This window comes from Rhodoferax koreense (assembly GCF_001955695.1).
GTDB classification, from domain to species: domain Bacteria; phylum Pseudomonadota; class Gammaproteobacteria; order Burkholderiales; family Burkholderiaceae_C; genus Rhodoferax_B; species Rhodoferax_B koreensis.
The window spans coordinates 617,414-636,375 of sequence record NZ_CP019236.1; the positions used below are offsets into that span (position 1 = coordinate 617,414).

16 protein-coding genes are annotated in these 18,962 nt (G+C 68.8%); 6 read left to right on the forward strand and 10 right to left on the reverse strand.

The genetic code is table 11. The features are described from left to right. Positions 1-16: 16 nt before the first annotated feature. From RD110_RS02940 to RD110_RS02960, 5 genes are all read right to left on the reverse strand, one after another. The gene (locus RD110_RS02940) at positions 17-949 is read right to left on the reverse strand and encodes an efflux RND transporter periplasmic adaptor subunit (RefSeq protein WP_083686076.1); all 933 of its coding nucleotides are present in this window, start codon (positions 947-949) and stop codon (positions 17-19) included. Beyond that, the gene (locus tag RD110_RS02945) at positions 946-2,946 is read right to left on the reverse strand and encodes a preprotein translocase subunit SecA (RefSeq protein WP_076196557.1); all 2,001 of its coding nucleotides are present in this window, start codon (positions 2,944-2,946) and stop codon (positions 946-948) included. The genes RD110_RS02940 and RD110_RS02945 overlap by 4 nt, the downstream gene beginning before the upstream one ends. Beyond that, entirely contained in the window at positions 2,943-5,111 is a 2,169-nt protein-coding gene (locus tag RD110_RS02950) for a PqqD family peptide modification chaperone (RefSeq protein ID WP_076196559.1), read from the reverse strand. The genes RD110_RS02945 and RD110_RS02950 overlap by 4 nt, the downstream gene beginning before the upstream one ends. Positions 5,112-5,118: 7 nt before the next feature. Next, the gene (locus tag RD110_RS02955) at positions 5,119-6,492 is read right to left on the reverse strand and encodes an RND family efflux transporter (protein ID WP_083686077.1); all 1,374 of its coding nucleotides are present in this window, start codon (positions 6,490-6,492) and stop codon (positions 5,119-5,121) included. A 152-nt stretch (positions 6,493-6,644) separates the two neighbouring features. Further along, positions 6,645-8,213 carry a GMC family oxidoreductase gene (locus RD110_RS02960; protein ID WP_076196563.1) on the reverse strand — a complete coding sequence of 523 codons (1,569 nt, stop codon included), beginning with the start codon at positions 8,211-8,213 and terminating at the stop codon, positions 6,645-6,647. A gap of 83 nt (positions 8,214-8,296) precedes the next feature. On the opposite strand from RD110_RS02960, the gene RD110_RS02965 reads away from it, so the two are divergent. The 5 genes from RD110_RS02965 (at position 8,297) to RD110_RS27700 (ending at position 11,535) form a co-directional block, all read left to right on the forward strand. After that, a complete protein-coding gene (locus RD110_RS02965; protein WP_076196565.1) occupies positions 8,297-9,163 on the forward strand; it encodes a 3-hydroxybutyryl-CoA dehydrogenase in 867 nt (288 codons plus the stop codon). A gap of 79 nt (positions 9,164-9,242) precedes the next feature. Beyond that, positions 9,243-9,692 (forward strand): MarR family winged helix-turn-helix transcriptional regulator, encoded by a 450-nt coding sequence (locus RD110_RS02970; protein WP_076196567.1) that lies wholly within the window; start codon positions 9,243-9,245, stop codon positions 9,690-9,692. Between the two features lie 44 nt (positions 9,693-9,736). Then, positions 9,737-10,168, forward strand: a complete 432-nt coding sequence (locus RD110_RS02975) for an organic hydroperoxide resistance protein (protein ID WP_076196569.1) — start codon at positions 9,737-9,739, stop codon at positions 10,166-10,168. Positions 10,169-10,321: 153 nt separating this feature from the next. After that, on the forward strand, positions 10,322-11,353 hold the full coding sequence (locus RD110_RS02980; RefSeq protein ID WP_076196571.1) for a serine/threonine protein kinase: 1,032 nt from the start codon (positions 10,322-10,324) through the stop codon (positions 11,351-11,353). Continuing rightward, a complete protein-coding gene (locus tag RD110_RS27700; protein ID WP_157900040.1) occupies positions 11,350-11,535 on the forward strand; it encodes a hypothetical protein in 186 nt (61 codons plus the stop codon). The genes RD110_RS02980 and RD110_RS27700 overlap by 4 nt, the downstream gene beginning before the upstream one ends. 9 nt (positions 11,536-11,544) lie before the next feature. Here the strand turns inward: RD110_RS27700 and RD110_RS02985 are convergent, their stop codons facing one another. Together RD110_RS02985 and htpG are read right to left on the reverse strand one after the other, a co-directional pair. Continuing rightward, positions 11,545-11,856 (reverse strand): hypothetical protein, encoded by a 312-nt coding sequence (locus RD110_RS02985; protein WP_479725207.1) that lies wholly within the window; start codon positions 11,854-11,856, stop codon positions 11,545-11,547. 149 nt (positions 11,857-12,005) lie between these two features. Next, entirely contained in the window at positions 12,006-13,952 is a 1,947-nt protein-coding gene (htpG, locus tag RD110_RS02990) for a molecular chaperone HtpG (protein WP_076196573.1), read from the reverse strand. Between the two features lie 323 nt (positions 13,953-14,275). Between htpG and aqpZ the strand changes: the two genes are divergently transcribed. Beyond that, positions 14,276-14,977 carry an aquaporin Z gene (gene aqpZ, locus RD110_RS02995; protein ID WP_076196575.1) on the forward strand — a complete coding sequence of 234 codons (702 nt, stop codon included), beginning with the start codon at positions 14,276-14,278 and terminating at the stop codon, positions 14,975-14,977. Here aqpZ and pdeM read toward each other — a convergent pair. Genes pdeM through RD110_RS03010 form a run of 3 tightly spaced genes read right to left on the reverse strand, consistent with a single transcriptional unit; the run spans position 14,950 to position 18,962 of the window. Then, complete coding sequence (pdeM, locus tag RD110_RS03000) at positions 14,950-15,678, reverse strand: ligase-associated DNA damage response endonuclease PdeM (RefSeq protein ID WP_076204306.1); 729 nt, start codon at positions 15,676-15,678, stop codon at positions 14,950-14,952. The genes aqpZ and pdeM overlap by 28 nt on opposite strands. 8 nt (positions 15,679-15,686) lie before the next feature. Further along, positions 15,687-18,320 (reverse strand): ligase-associated DNA damage response DEXH box helicase, encoded by a 2,634-nt coding sequence (locus tag RD110_RS03005; RefSeq protein WP_076196577.1) that lies wholly within the window; start codon positions 18,318-18,320, stop codon positions 15,687-15,689. A gap of 33 nt (positions 18,321-18,353) precedes the next feature. Beyond that, positions 18,354-18,962 carry a class I SAM-dependent DNA methyltransferase gene (locus RD110_RS03010; protein WP_076196579.1) on the reverse strand — a complete coding sequence of 203 codons (609 nt, stop codon included), beginning with the start codon at positions 18,960-18,962 and terminating at the stop codon, positions 18,354-18,356.

An 18,962-nucleotide genomic window follows, 5' to 3' on the forward strand; every position in this document is an offset into this window, starting at 1 on the left:
TCGGATGCCGGGGCTTTCAGCGCGCGGCTTCGCCGACGCCGCTGGCAACGCCGACGGGCGACTGGGCAGCCGACAGGCCGAGGTCGATCTTGCAGCGCAGGCCGGCCGGTAGGCTGGCGTCGCCGTTGGGCATGTCCAGCCTCAGCCGGAAGGTATTGCTGGCGGGGTCGAGCACGCGATCGATCTGCGCGATCTGCGCCTTGCGCGGTGCGGCTCCCGGCAATTCGGGATGCACCAGCAGTTCCTGCCCCGGACGCAGCCGGCCGAACAGCGCGGTGGGCGCCACCACCTCCACGCGCAGGCGATGGATGGCCGCGACCTTCAACAAGGGTTTGTCCTCGAAACGTTCGCCCGGGTTGGCGTAACGCTCGGTGACCACGCCGTCGAACGGGCTGCGCAAGACACGCTGCGAAGCCTGTGCGTCGGACATCTGCACCTCCTGCGCGAGCGTGCGCAGGTTCTCGCGCGCCTGGGCGACCTTCTCCTGGGCCACGCGCATTTCGGCCTCGGCCTGCTCCACGGCCTGCGCGGAGACGAAGTTTTCGGCCTTCAGCCGGCGTGAGCGGTCCAGCTTGATCTGCGCGAGGTCCTGGGCCGCCACCGCGCCGCGCAGCTCGGCCTCGCTCTGCGCCCGTGAACGCGCGACCTCGTTGCTGGCCCGCTCCACCTCGGCACGCAGCCGGATCAGGACCTGGCCCTTGCGCACCGTGTCGCCGCGGTCGACCTCGATCGCATCCACGATGCCGATGACGGCGCTGCCGATCTCGGCCACGCGTTCGGGCAGGATCAGGCAGGCCAGCGGCGCCATGGTGGCCGGGGGCGGCGCCGGCTGGGCCGTGGCCGTGGCCACCGTGGCGGCCAGCATTGCCGCCATGGCCCGGCGTAGCGCTGGCGGCGTTCGGGCGGCACGGTGGCCGGGGTGATCGCGGTAGGTGTGGCGGTGTGTCATTCGATCATTCCACAAAAGGCCAGGCTGTCGTCCTGGGCCAAGTCGTTTCGAAACAATTGGCGGCGCCGGCGGGCCTGGCGGCTTTCTTCACGGTGCTGTACCCAAAGGCGCCAGCCCCGCTGCAGCCAGGCGGGCAGGGGAATCCGGCCGTCCACCGAAGCCCGGCCGCGCCACCAGCGCCACCATGCGCTGGCCAGGCCTTGCGGTCCGAGCGCAGCCCCGGGGCCGGGCACGAGCCAGATCTCCCCGCTGCCCGGCTCGCCCTGGCGTGCCGCGCGGCCCAGCAGCTGGCGGTCGTGGCGCCTCGATGCATTGCGCTGGCAACTCAGCACGTGCAGGCCCCCCGCGGCCAGGGCTTGCGCATCGACGTGGATGTCGGTGCCGCGCCCGGCCATGTTGGTGGCCACGGTGACCTGGCCGCGCCGGCCGGCACACGCCACGACGTGCGCTTCCTGCGCATCGTGGCGCGCATCGAGCACTTCGTGCGCGATGCCGGCTTCCCTCAGGGCTTGCGCCATCGCGTGCGAGGCCTCGACCGAGTCGCAGCCGATGAGGACCGGCCGCCCGGCCGCCACCAGCAGGCGGGCCCGCGCCACCGCGGCGCGACGCCGCGCGGCCTCGTCGACATACAGCCGCGCCGGCCAGGCCTGGCGCCGGCTCGGCAGCCGCGCTGGCACTTGCACCATGCGGCAGCCGTACAGCGTGCGCAGTTCGGCCCGGGCCTCGCGCAGGGTGCCGCTCATGCCGCCGAGCCGGTGATAGCGGCGGAAGAACCGCTGGAAGGTGATCTGCGCCAGCGTTTCCATCTCGGCGGGCACCTGGCAGCCTTCCTTGATGGAGACCAGCGCATGCAGGCCGCGCGACCACTTGCGGCCTTCGGCGATGCGGCCGCTCACCGGATCGACGATGGCGATTTCCTGTCCACCGCGACGATCGGTGGCCGGCACGAGCACGTAGTCCCGGTCGCGCGCCAGCGCGTGCCGCGCGGTGAGCGCCGTGGCCAGGGTCTCGTCGCGGTGACGCGAGTTCAACCACAGCGGACCGAGCCCTGCCGTGAGTGCGGCGATGCGCGTGCGGCCGGCGTCGGTCAGCTGGACCCGCCGGTCGTGCGTGTGCAGGCGGAAATCCTCGTCCTGCACCAGCCGGGCCGACAGTGCATAGGCCTGCCACAGGAAGGCACGGTCGGCGGCATGCGCCACCTCGCGCGTCAGGATCAGGGGCATCTGCGCCTCGTCGACCAGGATGTTGTCGGCCTCGTCGATCACGGCCATGCACAGGCCGCGCAGCAACGTTGGCGCCACCTCGGCCGCGGCGAGGGCCTGCACCCGGCGTTGCAGGGCCTGCCGGGGCGAGCCGTGGGTCAGGCGGTCGCGCAGGTAGTCGAAGGCGACTTCCCGCGCGGTGACGTACACCACATGCGCGGCATAGGCCTCGCGTCGCATGTCGGCCGACTGGCGCGCGGTGACGAAAGCCACGCGCAGGCCGAGCAGGGCGTAGAAGGGCGCGAAGGTCCCGGCGTCGCGTTCCACCAGGTAGTCGTTGGCGGTGAGCACGTGCACGGGAATGCCGGCCAGCGCGCCGACGCCGGCGGCCAGCGCCGCGGCCAGCGACTTGCCCTCGCCGGTGGCCATCTCCGCCATGTCGTTGCCGAGCATCGCCAGCGCGGCCATCAGCTGCTCGACATAGGGCGTCCAGCCCAGTGCGCGCCGCGCCGCTTCGGCCGCATGCGCGCAGGCCTGCACCAGCACGTCGCGCCGCCAGCCCTCGCGCAGCATCCGCTGCTGCACGGCCTCGCCTTGCGCGGTGAAGGCCGCCGCCGGCAACGTTTGCAAGGCTCGGGCCTGGCGTTCTGCCACTTCGGCACGGCTGCGCAGGCTGCCCGGCCAGCCGGGAACCAGCGCAGGCGCCCGCCGCCAGTTGCGCGGACCGGCGGGTTCGGCACGCTCCGGGTATTGGCCCCAACGCAGGCCGGGAATGGGAAGGGCGGCGTTGTTCATGTGGATGGGTTGAAGTGCCCGAGGAAGAGTTGCTGCAGCTGGCGCATGGCCTGGAAGGCGATCGGCCGCGTGCCGTGGTCGAAGCGCACCAGCGCGCGTGCACCAATCAACTCGCTGCGCTTGGCGTCGGCAGATCGGGCGGCATCGGCGAGTTCCACGTCGAGCACGACCACCGGCTGCCGTGGCGTCAGGCCCTGCCTGTCGCCAGGGTCGGTGGCGATGCGGCCGCCAGCCGTGTCGCCGAGCGCCGCGCTGGGCAGGCGCGTGGCGGCGCCCGGCACGCTGTTGCCGATGCGGCCGGCATGCACGCTTGCGCTGTCGTCGGCCAGCCGCACCCGCACGTCGGACGGGCCGCTGCGCACCAGGTCGGCCTCCTGCTGCGGCAACGCAACACGTATCACGGTCGGTGCCGGGGTGAGCAGGTAGCCGATCGGGTCGCCGCGGCGGTGGAACTGGCCGACCACCTCGTCCTGCTGCGACAGCACCAGCAGGCCGTCGCTCTGCGCCCGGATCTCACGCCGGCCCAGCTTGTCGTCCAGCCGTGCGAGTTCGGCCTGGGCATAGGCCAGGCGTTCGCGCAGGTCGGGCGCGTCCTGGGGCGCCAGGTCGATGGCGCGGAACAGCAGCACGTCGAGCTCGGCGGCGTCGGCGACCAGCGTGGCGCGTTGCGCCGCGAGCTGCGGATCGTCCAGGGTGGCGATCACGTCACCGGCGCGCACGCGCTGGCCATCGACCGCGTGCAGGGCCACGACGAAGCCGTCGGTCCCGGCGCGGATCTGCGCCTGCTCCGGCAGCCAGACCACGCCTTCGGCCAGCGTGTTGTAGGGCAACGGCAGCCCGCCCAGCAAGCCGGCCATCAGCACGCCTGTCGCGGTGGCGCGCCAGGCGGCACGCCGCCGCTCGCCGTCTTCGGTGGGCGCGGCGCGCAGCATCTGTGCCACGCGCCAAAGCGGCAGTCCGATGTTGGCGATCAGCATCATCGTGCCCACGAACACGCCCACCAGCGCAGAGAAGCTGCCGACCCACAGGCCGACCACCAACGACAGCACCAACCTGTACACCCAGGACAGCGGCGCGTAGACGCGCAGCCAGAAGCGCTCGCCCGGCAGCACGTCGATGGGCGCGCGCGTACGGATGCCGAACAGCCGGCGGCCCAGCCCTTCGGCCCAGTAGCGCCCGCTGCGCGTGGCCAGGTTGCGCAGGTCCAGCAGGTCGCAGAAGACGTAGTAGCCGTCGTAGCGCAGCAGCGGGTTGCCGTTGGTGAGCAGCGTCGACAGGCCGCCGATGAGCATGGTGACGAAGGCGACGTCGCGCACCACGCCGGGCTGCGCCGCCAGCCAGACCGCCATGGCCAGTGCCGCCATGAACAGCTCGGCCATGATGCCGGCGGCGCTCACCAGCGCACGCTGGTGGCGGCTGCGCAGGCCGTCGGCCGCGGAGGCGTCCACGAAGGGCACCGGGTTCAGCAGGATCAGGCTGATGCCGGCCAGCCGCACGTGTTCGCCGTAGCGACGCAGGGCCAGCGCATGGGCCGCCTCGTGCACGGTCTTGATCAGCGGGTACATCAGCCAGGCCATGAGCAGGTAGCCGGGCGAGCGCAGCACCTTGTCGGCGTCGAGCAGCAACTCGCTCCAGTGCATGGCCGCGGCAAGGCCGCCGGCCAGCACGGCCGCCAGCCAGACGCAGAATCCGGCGCCCGAGAACAGCACGGGCACGAGCCGGGCCAGGGGGTCGAGTGCCCGCGAAGGGTCGCCCAGCGTGAGCCGGAAGGCCATCGGATTCACGCCGCCACGGCGTCGGCGGCGCTGGCGCCGGTCCAGCGTGTGGAACAGGTTCTCGACGTCCGGCGTCACGTCGAATTGCACCAGCCCGCGGCTGTGCAGCGCAACCAGCAGTTCGATCACCTCGTCCTGCGACATCGCCTCTTCCGGATGCGCGGCCAACTGGGCGTCCCAGGCCTGCTGCACCGACACCGAGCCGTCGCAGCGGCCGAGGAAGGCATAGGCCACCGGGTTCAGGCGCCGCGCCTCGTCGCTGCCCCGGTCCTGCAGCACGTACCACGGCGTGCCGCGCTGCGCCTGCCGCTTCAGCTCGACCTGCGCGCGCAGCTGCGGACGCAATCCTGCGACACGGTACCAGCGCGGGCTGAAGAGGGAGGATTCCATGGCGGTCCTAAGGCAACCAGCCCCAGACGGAAAGCCGGACCCAGTCCACCAGGCGGTGCGACCAGGCCCAGGCCAGCGGGACCCGCGCCACCGCGATCTTGGCCACGCCCTCCAGCCCCGGGCGGATGCGTGCTGCTGCGGCGTCGACATCTGCTTCGACATCGAACACGTTGCGCCCCTCCACCGCATGCGCCACCGGCGTGATGCGGGTGACGCGGATCGCCAGCGCGTCCCAGGGCAGTGCCGACAGCGCCAGCGCGCCCTGCTGGCCGGTCTTCACCCGGGCGATGTCGCGCTCGTCCACCTGCACGACAACACGGTAGCGCTCCAGCGGGGCCATCACCATCAGCGGCTTGCCGCGTTCCAGCGGCGCGCCGAGCGACTGGCTGAGGTCGCCATCGACCACGATGCCGTCGAAAGGCGCCACGATGCGGGCGCGCGCCAGTTCGGCGTCCACCAGCGCCAGATGGGCGCGCGCCTCGTCCGCACGGGCCAGTGCGATCACCATCGCCGCCCGGTCGGCGCGGGCCACGGCGCTGGCGTAGGCGTTCTCCTGCTGGCCCAGGTCGCTGGACCACTTGCGCCGCTGCAGGCTCAGATCCTGGTCGGCCATCTCCACCAGCAATTGGCCGGCCTTGACATGGTCGCCGGGACGCACATGCGCCGCCTTGAGGAAGCCATCGGCCGGCGCGACGAGCGAGCGCTGCTGCTCGCCCTCGATGCGCGCGCGTCCGCCCACGCGGTAGTCCACCGGCATCGCCAGCAGCAGCACGGCGGCCAGCACGACCAGCGCCAGGCCGATGCGTGCGCGGGCGCCATCGGTCGATCGGAGCTTGCGCCCGGCGCGCCGCAGGGCCTCGGCCACGCGCCGGCCGAGCGGCACTTCGCGCTGGTGCATCAGGTAGAGCACCGGGCCGGCCAGGCTGAGCAGGTTCTCGAGTTCAGCCACCAGTGGCGCGAAGCCAGGCGGGCGGCTCGGCCATTCGCAGGTGACCGCACCGACCGTGTCGCCCAGGTAGACGATGGGCACGGTGGCCACGGCGCCGGTCGCACCCGTGGCCAGGCGGCTGTGCGCCAGCCGGATGGCCGGCGCACCATCGGCCGGCCACTGCACGCTGGCTCCTTGGGCCACCGACTCGTCCATGGCTGCCGCGAGCGGTGCGAAGGCCTTGCCGCCAAGTCCTTCGCTGCCGCCGTGCGAAAGCGCCACCAGCGAGACGAAGCCGTTGACCACAAAACCGACGCTCACCCGCGAGCATCCCTTGGCGCTGGCGATTTCGCTGGCCAGCGCGGTTGCCGCCTCGCGCAGGCGCGCGTAGGAGAGCACCGTCGCCTGCAGCGAGAGTGCCAGCATCGAGGGATCCTGGGGACGATCGCTCATTTCACCATTGGCGCGCGGCGCTGTTTTGATGGCCGGGCCATGACCTGTAGTCCATGCACATACTTCCCTTTTGAAGAAGATTGTGGCCTGACCCGATGCGTCGTCAGGCAACGTCGTTGCATATTTACATGTTATCTAACAACTTGCAACAATCAGGTGGAAGGTCGACCTTCATTTGCCACATTGGGCTGGCGAATCACCAGCTCGGCGGCCTTCTCCGCCAGCATGAAGACCGCCGCCTGACTGCTGCCGCCCGCATACGGCATGACGGAGGCGTCCACCACCCGCAGCCCAGCCACCCCATGCACGCGCAGCTGCGCATCGACCACGTCCAGCGGTCCCGGGCCCATGCGGCAGGTGCCGACGGGTCGCTCGCCCGATTCGGCATGGTCGCGGATGAAATGCTCGAGCTGCAGTTCCCCCTGTGCGCGCGCCGACACGGGCGATTCGCGCCCGCCCAGCGCAGCCAGCGCCGGCTGCGCCGCGATGCGGCGGGCGATCCCGAAGCCGCGCAGCAGCCGCTCCATGTCGTCACGGTCGCCCAGCAGGTCGGGATCGATGCGCGGCGGCGCGAAGGGGTCTTTGCCGTCGAGCGACACCTGGCCCCGGCTGCGCGGCCGCAAAACACCTACCCGGATGGCATAGCCGTGGCCCAGCGCCAGCCGGCGCCCATGGTCGATCCGCTCGCGCACCAGGAACTGGAGTTGCAGATCGGGCAGCGGCTCGTCCGCCTGGCTTCGGATGCAGCCGCCGGCCTCGGCGAGGTTGCTGGTGAGCGGACCGGTACGGCTGCGGCGCCATTCGGCCATGGCGCGCAGCAGACGCGCCAGGCCGCCGAACGAAAGACCCGGCAATGCGTTGGCGCCGGGCACGTGCACCAGCAGCGATACGGCGGGCTGGTCCTGCAGGTTCCGGCCCACGCCCGGCAGGTGGTGACGCGTGGCAATGCCGTTTTCGACCAGGTGCGCATGCGGGCCGATGCCCGAGAGCATCAGGATCTGCGGCGACTGCAGCGCGCCGGCACACAGCAGCACCTCCCGGTTGGCACGCAACTGCTTCAGGTAGCCTTCGTGGCCGAATTCCACGCCCACGGCGCGTTTGCCTTCGAGCAGGATGCGCGTGGCATGCGCGCCGGTGATGATGCTGAGGTTGGGCCGAGACAGGTGCGGCGTGACGTACGCCCTCGCGGCGCTCATGCGCTCCCCGCCGTGTTGCATGACCCGGTGCAGGCCCACGCCTTCGGGGTCGGGGCCGTCGAAGCCTGCCTGCACCGCCGCCTGCACGAAGGCCTTGCTGCCAGGGTTGGGCTCGGCCAGTGCCGCGACGCCCAGGCAGGCCTCGGCACGCTGGAAGAAGGGCCGCACATCGGCGAAGGCCCAGCCGGCATTGCCCTCGGCGGCCCAGCGGTCGTAGTCGCCCGGGTGTCCACGTGTGTAGACCATTGCGTCCACCGCGCTCGAGCCGCCGAGCACCTTGCCGCGCGGCTGGTCGCCGGTGCGCCCGTTCAGGCCAGGCTGCGGCACGGTAGCGAAGTTCCAGTGGAACCGGCCGGTGCGCTCCAGCACGGCGACCGCGGCCGGGCAAGCGATCAACGGGCTCTCGCCGGACGGCCCCGCCTCGAGCAGCGCGACCCGCACCGACGGATCTTCGCTCAGGCGGCCGGCCAGCACGCAGCCGGCCGAGCCGGCGCCCACGATCAGATAGTCGAAGGTGTCAGACATGCGACGGACAGGAGCAGGGGGGCGAAGTTGGCACGTTTTATGATGGTCTCCAAGACAATCCATTCACTTTAAGGAGTTTCCCCATGAGCAGCCCCACCCTTGCGAAAATCACCACCGTGGGCGTCGTCGGCGCGGGCACCATGGGCAACGGCATCGCGCAGGCGTGCGCCGTGTCCGGCATCGACGTGATCATGGTCGATATCTCGCAGGAGGCCGTGGCCAAGGGCCTGGCCACCGTGGCCGGCAGCCTGGACCGGCTGATCAAGAAGGAAAAGATCACCGAGGCCGACAAGGCCGCCGCGCTGGCGCGCATCAAGACCTCCACCGACTATGCGGAATTCAAGGCGGCGCAACTCGTCATCGAAGCCGCCACCGAAAACCACGGCCTCAAGGTCAAGATCCTGCAGCAGCTCGACGGGCTGCTGGCGCCCGAGGTGCTGATCGCCTCCAACACCTCGTCGATCAGCATCACCAAGCTCGCCGCCGTGACCAGCCGCGCCGACCGCTTCATCGGCATGCACTTCTTCAACCCGGTGCCGATGATGGCCCTGGTGGAGATCATCCGCGGGCTGCAGACCAGCGACGCCACGCACGACGCTGTGCACGCGCTGGCCACGGCCCTGGGCAAGACGCCGATCACGGTGAAGAACGCGCCCGGCTTCGTGGTCAACCGCATCCTGGTGCCGATGATCAACGAAGCCCTGTTCGTGCTGGCCGAGGGCCTGGCCACGCCCGAGGACATCGACGCCGGCATGAAGCTCGGCTGCAACCAGCCGATCGGCCCGCTGGCGCTGGCCGACATGATCGGCCTGGACGTGTGCCTGGCGGTGATGGAGGTCTACCTCAACGAGTTCGGCGACAGCAAATACCGGCCGTGCCCGCTGCTGAAGGAAATGGTGGCCGCTGGCCGGCTCGGCCGCAAGACGGGCCATGGCGTCTACAAGTACTGAAACCGGTGACCCTGCGCCATGCAGGGTTTCTTGTAGCAATTAAATTGATCGCAATTCAATTGCCAGCTACAATCCAGCCATGCCCACCAAAGACGCCACCGCCAACCCGATGCTGCTGCTGGACAACCAGCTGTGTTTCGCGCTGTATTCGGCGTCCTTGGCCATGACCAAGGTCTACAAGCCTTTGCTCGAGGAACTGGGCCTCACCTATCCGCAATACCTGGCGATGCTGGTGTTGTGGGAACGTGACGGCCTGATGGTCTCCGAGCTCGGCGAGCGGCTTTGCCTGGATTCCGGCACGCTCACGCCGCTGTTGAAACGGCTGGAGGCCGCCGGGCTGATCAGCCGGGTGCGCGACGTGAACGACGAACGCAGGGTGCACATCCGCCTGACGGCCGCAGGGCGCAAGCTCAAGGTGCCGGCGGGCCGCATCCCGGGCTGCATTGCCGAAGCCAGCCAGTGCAGCATTCCCGAGCTGGTGGCGCTCACGCAGCAGATCCAGCAACTGCGCGGCCGGCTCACTGCCTGAATTTTTCAACCCGCTTCATCCGAAGCATTTTCCAAGGAACCACCATGCCTACCAAACTCGACAAAGTGCTCTACACCGCCCACGCCCACACCACCGGCGGCCGCGACGGCCAATCCGCCACCGACGACGGCAAGCTGAGCGTCAAGCTCGCCCCGCCGAAGGAACTGGGCGGCAACGGTGACGGCACCAACCCCGAGCAACTGTTCGCCGCTGGTTATTCCGCTTGCTTCCTGGGCGCCATGAAGCACGTGGCCGGCCTGAAGAAGATCACCGTGCCCGCCGACACCAGCATCGACGCCAGCGTTTCTATCGGCCCGATTCCCGCCGGTTTCGGCATCGCCGCCAAACTGGTCATCAGCCTGCCCGGCATGGACAAGGCTGCGGCCAAGGACCTGGTGGATGCCGCTCACGGTGTCTGCCCGTATTCGAACGCCACGCGCGGCAACATCGAAGTCGAACTGGTGATTGCCGAGTAAATAAGCTCACCCCCAGGTTGGCTCACTGCGTGTAGCCGCCCACCCCCTTGCAGGGGGCAACACCAGCGGCCCGGCGAAGCCGGTTCCGCGGTGTTCTGGAATGAGGCAGCGCCGTGCTTCGCTGTTGAGCCTTTCGGCGGCGACAATCGGGGCATGTCTTCTTCCGATACCAGTGCTGCCCATCCCTACCAAAGCCTCACGCCGGACGTCGTGCTCGACGCGCTGGCTGGCGTTGGGCTGTACGGCGACGGGCGGATCACCGCGCTGAGTTCCTACGAGAACCGCGTCTACCAGATTCGCCTGGAAGACGGCAGCACCGTGGTCGCCAAGTTCTACCGGCCGGAGCGTTGGAGCCGTGCGCAGATCCTGGAAGAACATGCCTTCGCGGCCGAGCTCATGGCCGACGAGATCCCGGCGGTCGGCCCGCTGGTGCTGAACGGCGCCACGCTGCACGACTTCGGCGGCTTTGCCTTCAGCGTGAGCCCGAGCCGTGGCGGCCGCGCGCCCGAACTGGACGATTTCGAGGTGCTCGAATGGATCGGCCGCTTTCTCGCGCGCATCCACAGCGTGGGTGCGCGCCAGCCCTTCGTGCACCGGCCGTCGCTGGACCTGCAGACCTTCGGCACTGCTTCGCGTGATTGGCTGCTGGGCCACCAGATGATCCCGATGGACGTGCAGAGCGAATGGCAGGCCGCATGCAACGAAGCTCTTGATTTGATAGCGGCCAGCGCTTTATCCACCTGCGCTTCAGGCCAAAATGATGCTCAAATAACGCGCTTGCGGCTGCACGGCGACTGCCACCCCGGCAACATCCTGTGGACACCCACCGACCGGCCCGAAGGCGGCCCGCACTTCGTCGACCTCGACGACGCGCGCACCGGCCCGGCCGTGCAAGACCTGTGGATGCTGCTCAGCGGCGACCGCGCCCAGCGCACGCTGCAGCTCAGCGGCCTGATCGACGGCTATGAGCAGTTCCGCAGCTTCGACCGCCGCGAACTCGCCCTGATCGAGCCGCTGCGCACGCTGCGCCTGATCCACTACAGCGCCTGGCTGGCCCGGCGCTGGGGCGACCCGACGTTCCCGATCAACTTCCCGTGGTTCGGCACCAGCGACTACTGGGTCGGGCAGGTCAACATGCTGACCGAGCAGATCGAGGCCATGCAGGAAGAGCCGCTCTACGTATGAATCCGGCGCTCGCCCGGTCGCGCGCAATGGTGCGGCCGTCCTTCCTGCCGGTGTTGCCGCCGCGCGGTGCGCCCTGGCCCGAATGGCGGGAAGCGTTGGCCTTCCTCGGCTACAGCCTGGGCAACTACCTCGTGCTCAACGTGGTGGAAGATCCGGCCTGGCTGGCCTTGGCTTTCTGCTGAGGCGAAGCCTCAATGTCTCGGCGGCGGGTTCGCCGGCGCAGCGTTCGGATCGTAGATCACCGTGCCCGTGCCTACGCCGGCACGCACGCGGGCACCGCCGCCTACGCCGGTGCTGACGCCCACCCCCGCGCCCGCCGAGACCTGGCCGCGCTGGTTCACGCCGACGCCCACGCCGACCGGCCCGACCCCCGTGCCCAGCCCCAGGTTCACATCGCCACCGGAATTGACACCGACGCCGATCGACACGCCGGGAAACAGCGGAACGCTGATGCCTGCACCGGCGGCACAGCCGGAGAGAAAGCCCGCGGCCAGCGACAACATGGCGAGGCGACGGACCAAGGACAGGGACACGACAGGATGCATGGGCGCGATGCTACCGACAGTTCACACGAAGGCGGTATCCGAATGTTGCGCCCAGCAAAAAGGCCGGGTCGCCCCGGCCTCCCGTCGCGATGCGGTCGATCCCCGGATCAGACCAGCAGCGCGTTCACCCGCTTCACGTAAGCCGCCGGATCGGCCGGCATGCCGCCCTCGGCCAGCAGCGCCTGGTCGAACAGGATGTTGGCCAGGTCGTTGAAATGCACCGAGCCGTCGAGCTTCTTCACCAGCGGATGCTCGGCGTTCACTTCCAGCACGGGCTTGACCTCGGGCGCGCTCTGGCCGGCCTGTTTGAGCATGCGCGCGAGCTGGGTGCTCATGCCGCCGTCCTGTACCACCAGGCAGGCCGGTGAATCGACGAGACGCGTGGTCACGCGCACGTCCTCGGCCTTGTCCTTCAAGGCTTCCTTGAGCTTGGCAAGCAGTGGCTTGAAGGTCTCGGCGGCTTCTTCGGCGGCTTTCTTCTCGTCTTCGTCGAGCAGCTTGCCCAGGTCGACCGCGCCCTTGGCCACGGACTGCAGCGGCGTGCCGTCGAATTCGTTCAAGTAGTTCAGCGCCCATTCGTCCACGCGGTCGGTCATCAGCAGCACTTCGATGCCCTTCTTCTTGAAGACTTCGAGTTGCGGGCTGCTCTTGGCGGCGGCGGCGTTGTCGGCCGTGATGTAGTAGATGGCCTCCTGGCCTTCCTTCATGCGCGCCTTGTAGTCGGCGAAGGACACGCTCACCGTGTCGCTGGTGGTGCTGGCAAAACGCAGCAGCTTGGCCAGGCGGTCGCGGTTGGCGAAGTCTTCGCCCAGGCCTTCCTTCAGCACGGCGCCGAATTCGGCGTAGAAGGCGCTGTATTTGCCGGCTTGCGCCTTGTCTTCCTCGCTCACCACGTCGGTGACTTCGGCGTCGGCCTTGGCTTCAGGCAGCTTGTCGTGCTTGGCCAGATCCTCCAGCATGCCCAGCACGCGCTTGGTGCAGCCTTCGCGGATCGCCTTCACATCGCGGCTTTCCTGCAGCAGTTCGCGGCTCACGTTGAGCGGCAGGTCGCTCGAATCGACCACGCCCTTCACAAAGCGCAGGTAGCTCGGCAGCAGCGCCTCGGCGTCGTCCATGATGAAGACGCGCTTCACGTAGAGCTTGAGGCCGCCTTTCTTGTCGCGGTTCCACAGGTCCATGGGTGCCTTCGCCGGCACGTAGAGCAGCTGCGTGTATTCGGTGCTGCCTTCGACGCGGTTGTGCGTGTAGGCCAGCGGCGCTTCGTGGTCGTAGCTGATCTGCTTGTAGAACTCGTTGTATTCCTCGGGCGTCACGTCCTTCTTGGCGCGGCTCCACAAGGCGCTGGCCTTGTTGACGGTTTCCCACTCGTCGGTGGTGACCATCTCGCCGCCCTTGTTGTCCTCGCCTTCCTTCCACTCTTCCTTGCGCATCAGGATGGGCAGGGAGATGTGGTCGGAGTACTTGCCGATGACGGACTTGAGCTTCCAGGTGCTGAGGTAGTCGGTCGCGTCCTCGCGCAGGTGCAGGATGACGCTGGTGCCGCGCGGCGCGCGTTCGATGGTTTCCACCTCGAAGTCGCCAGTGCCGCCGCTGATCCAGCGCACGCCTTCATTGGCCGGCAGGCCGGCGCGGCGCGATTCCACAGTGATCTTGTCGGCCACGATGAAGCCCGAATAGAAGCCCACGCCGAACTGGCCGATGAGCTGCGCATCCGACTTCTGGTCGCCGCTCAGCTTGCCCATGAATTCCTTGGTACCGCTCTTGGCGATGGTGCCCAGGTTGGCGATGGCCTCGGCTTCGGACAGGCCGATGCCGTTGTCGGTGATGGTCAGCGTCTTGGCTTCCTTGTCGAAGGTCACGCGCACTTCGAGGTTGGGCGCGTCCTCGTACAGGGCGGCGTTGTTCAGGGCTTCGAAGCGCAGCTTGTCGCAGGCGTCGGACGCATTGGAGATCAGCTCGCGCAGGAAGATCTCGGGATTCGAATACAGCGCGTGCGTCACGAGGTGCAGCAGCTGGGCGACTTCGGCCTGGAAGGACAGTGTTTGTTTGGTCATGTTGGTTCGCAAAAGGTGGACAGCAAAAAGCGTCGGTGACGCATGTTGATGACAGCCTCCAATTATGGCCCGCCGGTGGCAGTTCAAGGCCCCCTGCGCGCGTCCAGTGCAAGGAACGAATGCGCTGTATCTGGTATGCGGATAACGAATTGATTAAAAATTCGTATGCAAACTGTGAATTTATCAACTAAAGTAAGCCGTTTTGCCGAATCGATGGCGCAGCTCTTGCCCGTCGGCAACGAAGATGCGGCCCGCGCTTCCACGGGGGAAACCGGGGGGTGCGCCATCCCAAGCAAGCAACCAACAAAAGGAATCAATACATCATGGACAGCAATCTCAAGAAATGGTCGGCCGAGTTTCTGGGCACCTTCTGGCTCACCTTCGGTGGCTGCGGCAGTGCGGTGCTGGCGGCCGCGTTTCCGGGCGTGGGCATCGGCCTGCTCGGCGTGTCGCTTGCTTTCGGGCTGACCGTGGTGACCGGCGCCTATGCGTTCGGCCCCATCTCCGGCGGGCACTTCAACCCGGCGGTGTCCATCGGGCTGGCCGTGGGCAAGCGCTTCCCGGCTGCCTCCTTGCCGGGCTACATCATTGCCCAGGTGTTGGGCGCGATCGCCGCAGCCGCGTTGCTCTATTTCATCGCCACGGGCAAGATCACCGGCCCGGTCGACGTCGGCGGATTCGCGAGCAACGGCTACGGTGAACTCTCGCCGGGCAAATACAGCCTGGCGGCCGTGTTCGCCACCGAAGTGGTCATGACCGCGATCTTCCTCATCGTGATCCTCGGCGCCACGGCGAAGCGGGCCGCCGGTGGTTTCGGCGGCTTGGCCATCGGCCTGTGCCTGACGCTGATCCACCTGGTGTCGATCCCGGTGTCCAACACCTCGGTGAACCCCGCCCGCAGCACCGGCCCGGCGCTGTTCGCCAAGACCGCGGCCATGGGCGACCTGTGGCTGTTCTGGGCGGCCCCGATCGCCGGCGCCATCCTCGGCGCCATCATCTACAACGTCCTGCTGAGCGAGGACTGAAGCGAGGGCTGATCGTCCGACCCGGGCAGCGGCCACACCGCCTGCCCGCCCACCGCGAACAGGCGCCGCCCAGGCTGGGGCGGTACCGTCCAGCTTCCGGTGAATTCCCCGAAAGCCGGCAACACCGCCTGGTCGGCGTCGAAACAGAAACACGGCAGGCGCAGCCGGTCGCGTCCCAGGCCGCGTAGGTGCAATGCCGGATGCACGTGGCCGGCCAGCACGTAATGCGTCGCATGGGCCTGCGGGTGGTGACAACACGCGAATGGGCCGAGCAGCCAGGGTTCGGTCACGACCTCGATGGCGAGCGACGCGGGCGGATCGCCTGCACGTTTGTCGTGGTTGCCGCGGACCAGCACCATCGCCAGTTCGGTATGCCGGCCGCGCCAGTCGGCCAGCGCTTCCAGCAGGCTCGGGGTGCGCGAGCCGGGCGCATGCAGAAAGTCGCCGAGGAACACCAACTGCGCGGGCACGAGCGACGCGACGAGCCGGTCGAGCCGGGCCAGGTTCTCCTGCGTGGTGCCGCCAGGCACGGGTTGGCCGAGCGCGCGGTACGCCGCGGCCTTGCCCAGGTGCAGGTCGGCGATCCACAAAACGCGCCGCGCCGGCCACCACAGCGCGCGCTCGGGCAGCAGCCACAGGGTTTCACCCGCGCAGGCGATCACCAGATGGTTCGGCGTTGGGTTGTCGGTGCGGCCTTGCATGGGCGGCATCATGACCCGGTTCGCCGCCTGCGCGTTCGCGGCGCACGCGGCCCGGTGGCGCGCGGCTCCTCGTTGAAGCCGACCGCCTCATGCACCTGCTCCGAAGTCTCGTCGCCCGACGGCGCGGCGCCGGCGGACTTTTCGAGCTGCTGCACCATGCGCGCGATGCGGTCGGCCAAGGATTCGTTGCTGAGCTTCTCGCGGAAGCGCTCGACCATCAGCGGAAATGCGAACGGCGTGGCGCGCACCGGCCGGCACAGCACCAGCCGCTGGCCCTGCATGCGGGCCAGGCTGTCGGCCAGGCGCTGGATGTCGAGTTCGTCCTGCAGCAGTTCCTGCTCGGCCTGGCGCAGCAGGCCGTTGGCCGGGTCGTACTTGCGGAACACCTCGTAGAACAGCGCGGAAGAAGCCTGCAGTTGCTTGTTGCTGCGGCGCTCGTTCGGATGGCTCTGGAAGATCAGACCCGAGACGCGCGCGATCTCGCGAAACCGCCGCCGCGCGAGTTCGCTGGCGTTCAGGCTGCCGAGCACCTCGGTCAGCAGCGTATCGAGGGGCGCAGGCGCCAGCAATTGCGGCAGCAGGCTCGCCCAATCGAGCTCGGTGGCGCTCAGCAGCTCGAAACCGTAGTCGTTCACCGCGATGGAGAATGTGCCCGCCTGTTCCCGCGCGGCGCGCCAGGCGATCAGGCTGGCCAGGCCGATGTGCACGTGGCGGCCGGCGAAAGGGTAGAGGAAGAGGTGCCAGCCCTCGCGGCTGTGCAGCACCTCGGCCAGCAGCGTGTCGGGCGTGGGCAGGGCCGACCAGTCCTGCTGCAGTTCCAGCAAGGGCTGGACGCTGCGCATCTCAGGGCTGTCGTAGTGCCGTGCGGCGGCTTCCGCCATGAGCTGCACCATGGCGTCGGCCAGGGTGTTGGACAAAGGCATGCGTCCGCCGTTCCAGCGCGGGATCGTGGCGCGGCCCGGCGGCGCGCGTTTCACATAGGCGGTCATTTCGTGCACCTTCACGAGCTCCAGCGCGCGGCCGGCGAACACGAAGCAGTCGCCGGGCTTCATGCGGGCGACAAAACTTTCCTCCACGGATCCGAGCCGCGCGCCGCCCGCGCCACCGCCGCCGCTGTAGAACTGCACGCGCACGCTGGCATCGCTGGTGATGGTGCCGATGTTCATGCGGTGGCGCCGCGCAAGCCGCGCATCGGGCACGCGCCAGACACCGTGTTCATCGGGCACGACGCGGTGGTAATCGGGATACACGGCCAGCGATGGGCCACCCTGTCGCACGAAGTCCAGGCACCACTGCCAGTTCTCGGTGGACAGGTGCCGGTAGGCGGCGGTCTGCCGCACTTCGTCCAGCAGGGCGCCTGGCTCGAAGCCGCCGCCCAGCGCCACGGTCACCAGGTGCTGAACCAGTACGTCCAGCGGCTGCTGCAGCGGTCGCCGCGCTTCGATGCGGCCGGCCCGCACCGCCACGCGCACCGCCGCCGCCTCCACCAGTTCCAGGCTGTGGGTCGGCACCAGGGTGATGCGCGAAGGACGCCCCGGCGCATGACCGGAGCGGCCCGCGCGCTGCAGCAGACGCGCCACGCCCTTGGCCGAACCGATCTGCAGCACCTGCTCCACCGGCAGGAAGTCCACGCCGAGATCGAGGCTCGAGGTGCACACCACCGCCTTGAGTTGTCCGGCCTTGAGCCCGGCCTCGACCCAGTCGCGCACCTCGCGGTCCAGCGAGCCGTGGTGCAGTGCGATCAGCCCCGCCCAGTCGGGCCGTGCCTCGAGCAGCGCCTTGTACCAGATCTCCGACTGCGACCGCGTGTTGGTGAACACCAGCGTGCTGGCGCAGGGCTCGATGTGAGCGATGACCTGCGGCAGCATCTGCAGGCCGAGATGGCCGGCCCAGGCGAAGCGTGCCATGCGCGCGGGCAGCAGTGTGTCGATGGTCAACTGCTTGGTGAGCTTGCCCTGGACCAACAGGCCTGCCTCGGCGCCTTCCATCGGCGTGCCGAGCAGCGTGTCCATGGCTTCGTCGAGGTTGCCCAGCGTGGCCGACATGCCCCAGATCCGAAGTGCCGAATTCCAGCGGCGCAGCCGTGCCAGCGCGAGCTGCACCTGCACGCCGCGCTTGTTGCTCAGCAACTCGTGCCATTCGTCCACCACCACCATGCGTACGCTCGACAAGACCTCGCGCGCATCGGCACGCGCCAGCATCAGCGACAGGCTTTCGGGCGTGGTGACGAGGGCCGTGGGCAGCCGGCGGGCTTGTGCGCTGCGTTGCGCCGCGCTGGTGTCGCCGGTGCGCAGGCCAATGGTCCACGGGCGCAGGCCCGGCACCTGTGCGTGCAATGCGGCCAGCGAGGCTTGCAGCGTGCGTTCGGTGTCGGCGGCGAGTGCGCGCATCGGCGTGAGCCACAGCACGGTGAGCGGCGCCGGGCCCTTGCCGGCATCCTGCCGCGACGAGAAGGCCTGCAACGCGCCCAGCCACGCCGCGTAGGTCTTGCCCGCGCCGGTGCTGGCGTGCAGCAAGCCCGAGCGCCCCGCGGCCACCGCGCGCCACACGCCGCGCTGGAAGGGGAACGCCTTCCAGCCGCGAGTCTCGAACCAGGCGGCCAGGGCGGCGGAAACCTCACGCGCGGTGGATGGGTATCTCATGTCCACCCCACATGCGGCCGGCCGGCACAAAGCTCAAGTCAGGCCCTCGCGCTCGGCCACCGAACGTTCGTCCAGGCACCACACGTCGAGCCGGAAGTCGGGTTCGATCAGCGCGCAAAGGCGTTGCAGCCGGAGTCCCGCATGCAGCCTTTCATGGACTTCGTCTCCGTTGAAGCCGCAACCTTCGATCAGCCGGCGCCAGTGGCATGCCACGACCGTGCCGCCGGGCTTCAATGCGGCCCGTGTGCGCAGCATCAGCGCCGCCAGCTGGTTGGCGTCGAGATAGTAGGCAAGCTCGCTGATCACAATCAGGTCGAAGCTTTCGTCGGGCCAGGCGTCGGGCATCCAGCCCTGCCGGGCCTCGGCCTGCGGCCAGTCGGCCAGGCGCTGGCGGGCCAAGGCCACCGCCTTGTCGGACCCATCGATGACCAGCAGGCGATCGCAGCGAGGCGCGAGGGCAGCGGACAGTTCGCCATTGGCGCATCCCGGCTCGAAGATGCTGCCGTAGCGTCGAGCCGGCAGGCAGGCCAGCGTGAGCGCGCGTTTGCGTTCTTCGTACCAGCGGGTCTTGAAGCGCCATGGGTCGTCGCTCTGTGCGAACAGCCCTTCGAAATAATCGGCATCGGGGGCGGGTGTGCGCAT

What these genes read in the sequence shown, in the direction of transcription:
- RD110_RS02945 (WP_076196557.1), bottom strand. Translation starts at nt 2,946, where the DNA reads ATGAACAACGCCGCCCTTCCCATTCCCGGCCTGCGTTGGGGCCAATAC.
- RD110_RS02970 (WP_076196567.1), top strand. Translation starts at nt 9,243, where the DNA reads ATGCCCACCAAAGACGCCACCGCCAACCCGATGCTGCTGCTGGACAAC.
- RD110_RS02950 (WP_076196559.1), bottom strand. Translation starts at nt 5,111, where the DNA reads ATGGAATCCTCCCTCTTCAGCCCGCGCTGGTACCGTGTCGCAGGATTG.
- RD110_RS02940 (WP_083686076.1), bottom strand. Translation starts at nt 949, where the DNA reads ATGACACACCGCCACACCTACCGCGATCACCCCGGCCACCGTGCCGCC.
- RD110_RS02985 (WP_479725207.1), bottom strand. Translation starts at nt 11,856, where the DNA reads ATGTTGTCGCTGGCCGCGGGCTTTCTCTCCGGCTGTGCCGCCGGTGCA.
- RD110_RS03005 (WP_076196577.1), bottom strand. Translation starts at nt 18,320, where the DNA reads ATGAGATACCCATCCACCGCGCGTGAGGTTTCCGCCGCCCTGGCCGCC.
- RD110_RS02980 (WP_076196571.1), top strand. Translation starts at nt 10,322, where the DNA reads ATGTCTTCTTCCGATACCAGTGCTGCCCATCCCTACCAAAGCCTCACG.
- RD110_RS27700 (WP_157900040.1), top strand. Translation starts at nt 11,350, where the DNA reads ATGAATCCGGCGCTCGCCCGGTCGCGCGCAATGGTGCGGCCGTCCTTC.
- pdeM (WP_076204306.1), bottom strand. Translation starts at nt 15,678, where the DNA reads ATGCAAGGCCGCACCGACAACCCAACGCCGAACCATCTGGTGATCGCC.
- RD110_RS03010 (WP_076196579.1), bottom strand. Translation starts at nt 18,962, where the DNA reads ATGCGCACACCCGCCCCCGATGCCGATTATTTCGAAGGGCTGTTCGCA.
- RD110_RS02960 (WP_076196563.1), bottom strand. Translation starts at nt 8,213, where the DNA reads ATGTCTGACACCTTCGACTATCTGATCGTGGGCGCCGGCTCGGCCGGC.
- htpG (WP_076196573.1), bottom strand. Translation starts at nt 13,952, where the DNA reads ATGACCAAACAAACACTGTCCTTCCAGGCCGAAGTCGCCCAGCTGCTG.
- aqpZ (WP_076196575.1), top strand. Translation starts at nt 14,276, where the DNA reads ATGGACAGCAATCTCAAGAAATGGTCGGCCGAGTTTCTGGGCACCTTC.
- RD110_RS02955 (WP_083686077.1), bottom strand. Translation starts at nt 6,492, where the DNA reads ATGAGCGATCGTCCCCAGGATCCCTCGATGCTGGCACTCTCGCTGCAG.
- RD110_RS02975 (WP_076196569.1), top strand. Translation starts at nt 9,737, where the DNA reads ATGCCTACCAAACTCGACAAAGTGCTCTACACCGCCCACGCCCACACC.
- RD110_RS02965 (WP_076196565.1), top strand. Translation starts at nt 8,297, where the DNA reads ATGAGCAGCCCCACCCTTGCGAAAATCACCACCGTGGGCGTCGTCGGC.